The sequence below is a fragment of the Collimonas sp. genome, from assembly GCF_044339385.1.
In the GTDB taxonomy this organism is placed as follows: Bacteria; Pseudomonadota; Gammaproteobacteria; order Burkholderiales; family Burkholderiaceae_D; genus Collimonas.
The window spans coordinates 1-4,368 of sequence record NZ_JBIIVN010000190.1 but is presented as its reverse complement, the minus strand read 5'-3'; the positions used below and the strand labels follow the sequence as shown (position 1 = coordinate 4,368).

Annotated in this window: 3 protein-coding genes; all 3 read right to left on the bottom strand. The window is 56.7% G+C overall.

The window, feature by feature from the left end; translation table 11 throughout:
* Window positions 1–147 precede the first annotated feature (147 nt).
* The 3 genes from ACIQ0R_RS11550 to glpD all read right to left on the bottom strand — a co-directional run bounded on the left by ACIQ0R_RS11550 (window position 148) and on the right by glpD (window position 4,110).
* Window positions 148–864 (bottom strand): MIP/aquaporin family protein, encoded by a 717-nt coding sequence (locus ACIQ0R_RS11550; RefSeq protein ID WP_395827507.1) that lies wholly within the window; start codon window positions 862–864, stop codon window positions 148–150.
* A 76-nt stretch (window positions 865–940) separates the two neighbouring features.
* On the bottom strand, window positions 941–2,437 hold the full coding sequence (glpK, locus tag ACIQ0R_RS11545; RefSeq protein WP_395827504.1) for a glycerol kinase GlpK: 1,497 nt from the start codon (window positions 2,435–2,437) through the stop codon (window positions 941–943).
* Window positions 2,438–2,568: 131 nt separating this feature from the next.
* The gene (gene glpD / locus ACIQ0R_RS11540; RefSeq protein WP_395827501.1) at window positions 2,569–4,110 is read right to left on the bottom strand and encodes a glycerol-3-phosphate dehydrogenase; all 1,542 of its coding nucleotides are present in this window, start codon (window positions 4,108–4,110) and stop codon (window positions 2,569–2,571) included.
* Window positions 4,111–4,368: the final 258 nt, after the last annotated feature.

The following is a 4,368-nucleotide window of genomic DNA, read 5'->3' as shown; positions in this document are numbered from 1 at the left end:
GCGGCATATCACACTTGGGACCCACAGACACCTCGACAATATTTGCAAGAAATTGAATAGAAATATTCCATGTTCTTGCAAATTCCGCAACCGCTTTTGAGGCATCAGGCCCCGCCAACATTGGGGGATGGGGTTGTTCAGGGGCGACTAGGTAGCCGACATTTGCAAGCTAAAAACCAGCGCCGCCAGCACGCCACCGCAAATCGAACCGATCACCGGCACCAGAGCGTACCCCCAATCGCTGTCGCGCTTGTCGGGAATCGGTAACAACGCGTGCATCAGCCTTGGTCCAAGATCGCGTGCCGGATTGATCGCATAGCCGGTAGTGCCGCCCAACGACACACCGATGCTCATCACCAGCAATGCCACCGGCAGCGCATCAAGCGCACCCAGCCCCATCGTCGGCGAGGCGATGTTCAGCACGCAATACACCAGCACGAAGGTGCCGACTACTTCAGATACGACGTTGCTGAATTTATTGCGGATTGCCGGCGCGGTGCAAAAGGCCGCCAGCTTGAGATTACCATCTTCAGTTTCGGCAAAATGATGGCGATACACCAGCCACACAAGGAAGGCACCCGTCATCCCGCCCAGCATCTGCGATGCGATGTAGCCAGGCACCCCATCCCAGGTGAACTTGCCAGCCACTGCCAGCGCCAGGGTGACGGCCGGGTTAAGGTGCGCGCCGCTGGACGAAGCGGCAACAAACACGCCAACAAACACCGCCATCGCCCAACCGACGGTAATCACAATCAAGCCACTGCCATTGCCGTGGGTTTTACTCAACAGGACATTGGCAACCACACCGTTGCCAAGCAGGACAATCAGGGCAGTGCCCACGAATTCAGCCAAATAAGGAGCCATCACAAACGCTTTCGGAAATAGGATAGTGGAAGAACCGGGACGCAGATATCGATCCGCATCCCCCGCATCGATCAGCTCAGGAATTTGCCCATACAGTGGCAGCGGCAATGGCACGCTGCCAGCCCTTAATATCAGCCTGCACTTCTGCCGCCGGTAACGCCGGTGCGAAGCGCTTATCGAGCTGCCATTGTCCTTGCACGTCAGCGGTGCTACTCCAGTATCCGACAGCCAGGCCAGCCAGGTAGGCGGCGCCGAGCGCTGTGGTTTCCGTGACTTTCGGACGCACCACATCAACGCCCAGAATATCCGACTGAAATTGCATCAGCAGATTGTTGGCGGTAGCGCCGCCATCGACACGCAGTTCCGGAATCACGATACCAGCATCGGCTTCCATTGCCTTCAAGACATCCATGGTCTGGTAGGCGATGCTATCGAGCGCGGCGCGCGCGTAGTGCGCTGCTGTGGTGCCGCGGGTAACGCCGAAGACGGTGCCGCGTGCATGCGGATTCCAGTGCGGTGCGCCAAGGCCGGCAAATGCCGGCACCAGATACACGCCGTCGCTGCTCTTGACGCTGCCTGCCAGCGCTTCGACTTCAGCAGAAGATTTGATAATGCCGAGACCGTCGCGCAGCCATTGCACCACCGCGCCGCCGATGAAGATGCTGCCCTCCAATGCATAGCTGACCTGGCCGCCGACCTTCCAGGCGACCGTCGTCAGCAGATTGTTCTTCGAAATGATCGGCTTGGCACCGGTATTCATCATCATGAAGCAACCTGTGCCATAGGTATTCTTGACCATGCCCGGCTGTGTGCACATCTGGCCGAACAATGCCGCTTGCTGGTCGCCGGCGATGCCGGCAATTGGAATTTCCGAACCAAAGCCGGAAATTTCGGTGTGGCCGTAGACCTCGCTCGATGAGCGCACTTCCGGCAACATGCTGCGTGGAATGCCGATGATGTCGAGCAGTTCGTCGTCCCATTGCATGGTGTGGATATTAAATAGCATGGAGCGCGATGCATTCGAGACGTCAGTGACATGCCGCTGACCGCGTGTCATGTTCCATACCAGCCATGTATCGACGGTGCCGAAAGCCAGACGTCCCTGATTGGCGAGTGCTCGCGCACCTTCGACGTTATCCAGTATCCAGCGAATCTTGGTGGCGGAAAAATAGGAATCCACCAGCAGGCCGGTCTTTTGGCGAATATTTTCCGCCAGGCCGCGCGCTTTCAGTTGATCGCAAAATGCGGCGGTACGGCGGTCTTGCCAGACGATGGCGTTATAGATCGCCTTGCCGGTGTCACGATCCCAGACGATGGTGGTTTCACGTTGATTGGTAATGCCGATGGCGGCAACCGCGGTGCCGCTCAAACCGACCCTGGTCATCGCCTCGGCGGCAACCCCGGCCTGAGTCGACCAGATTTCTTGCGGATCATGCTCGACCCAACCTGGCTGCGGATAAATCTGACGGAATTCCTTTTGTGCCAGCGATACGATATTGCCTTGGCGATCAAACAGAATGGCGCGCGAGCTGGTAGTTCCCTGATCCAGGGCGAGGATATATTTATCTTTCAAGTTGTCTACTCCAAGGTTTGTGAATCCGTGGGCGCGGATCGGTTATCGACTTTGATCCGGAGCGATTCCGGATTAGTCTGTTTTTTTATTTCGGTACGAGATATTGCAATACCGCAGAACTTCAGGCAAATTCAGGCATACATCGTGGCCGGCAGCGGCGCAGCTTGCGCTTGCTGAACATCCTGCAGCCACGCTGTCAGGCGCGCCACTTCCCGCGCATCGAAACGCAATCCCAATTTGGAACGACGCCAAAGAATATCGTCGGCGCTCAGCGCCCATTCGTTACGCATCAGGTAGCGCACCTCGGCTTCATAAAGGTCGGCACCGAACAACTGGCCCAGCCCTGCAATATCGTCAATGCCGTGCAACAGACGCGTACTGCGCGTACCGTAAGTGCGAGCATAACGGGCGGCAAGCGCCGCCGGCAGCCAGCCATGTCGCTGTTGGAAAATGCGCTGGAATTCTGCCAGGTCGGCATTTGGCATATCGCCTCCGGGCAAAGGTTCATCGGCAGTCCAGTGCCCTTTCATATAGCCGAACAACGGCTGCAAATGCTCCATCGCCTCTTCGGCCAAACGCCGGTAGGTGGTGATCTTGCCGCCAAAAACCGACAATACCGGGGCCAGCCCCGGCTCGGCCTTCAACTCAAGGCGGTAATCGCGCGTGACCGCAGACGGGTTAGCGATTTCTTCTTCCAGCAGAGGCCGCACGCCGGCATATGCCCAGACCACCTGCGCTGGCGTTACCGGAACCTCGAAATAGCGGCTGACCGATTCGCACAGGTAGGCGGTTTCTTCTTCCGATATTTCAACCTTGCTCGGATCGCCGCTGTACTCGACATCGGTGGTGCCGATCAACGTAAAGTCGGTTTCATACGGAATCGCAAAGACGATGCGCTTGTCGGGATTCTGAAAAATGTAGGCATGATCGTGATCGAACAACCGTTTGGTGGTGATATGGCTACCCTTGACCAAACGAATGTGGTGTTGTGCGGAGGTGTGCAACGCACCGTTGAGCAAGCTGGCGACCCATGGTCCGGCGGCATTGACGACACAACGCGCCTTGACTTCAGTGGTCTCGCCACTCAAGGTGGACTGCAAAGTGGCGTCCCAGTATTGGCTGCCTCGCCTGGCTTCGATCAGGCGCGTCTTGGTAAGAATGTTAGCGCCGCGCTCGTTGGCATCCATCGCGTTGAGCACCACCAGCCGCGCATCCTGCACCGCTGCATCCGAATAGACAAAGCCCTTGGTCAGTGCTTTTTTCAGCGGCTGACCGGAGACATGCCGACGCAAATCGATGGCGCGTGAGCCTGGCAACAGTTCGCGCCTGGCCAGATTGTCGTACAAGAACATACCCGCGCGGATCATCCAGGCTGGTCGCAGGGTCGATACATGCGGCATCACAAAACGCAGCGGCCCGATAATATGCGGTGCCATGCGCATCAAGCGCTCGCGCTCCTGCAGCGCCTTGCGTACCAGGCTGAACTCGTATTGCTCCAGGTACCGCAAACCGCCGTGGATCAGTTTGGTGCTGGCCGACGAGGTGTGCGAAGCCAGATCGTCCTGCTCGCAAAGCAACACGCTCAGGCCGCGCCCGGCCGCATCACGCGCAATACCGGCGCCATTAATGCCGCCGCCCACCACCAATAAATCAACAATTTGACCTGGTACCACAACCGTCTCCTTTGTGTCGGTAACTCGCAGATGCGACAAATATACTGTTGCTATTTAGCAAAAATATAGGTTCGCAATGTCACCTGACATCATAGAATATTTATATTCGAAAGTATATTGTTCGAATTCGAACAATGAGCTTCCCCCGAAATTTAGTCTTCCATAGGTAACGTAAAATCAACGATCCTTTGGAAAGACCAGCAATGAAGAAGATACCAAAACAGATGTACACGGCGGAGTTCAAGGAGCTAGCCGTGC

Bases quoted from the DNA above. Each gene is read 5' to 3' on its own strand.
- ACIQ0R_RS11550 (WP_395827507.1), bottom strand. From the start codon at position 864: ATGGCTCCTTATTTGGCTGAATTCGTGGGCACTGCCCTGATTGTCCTG.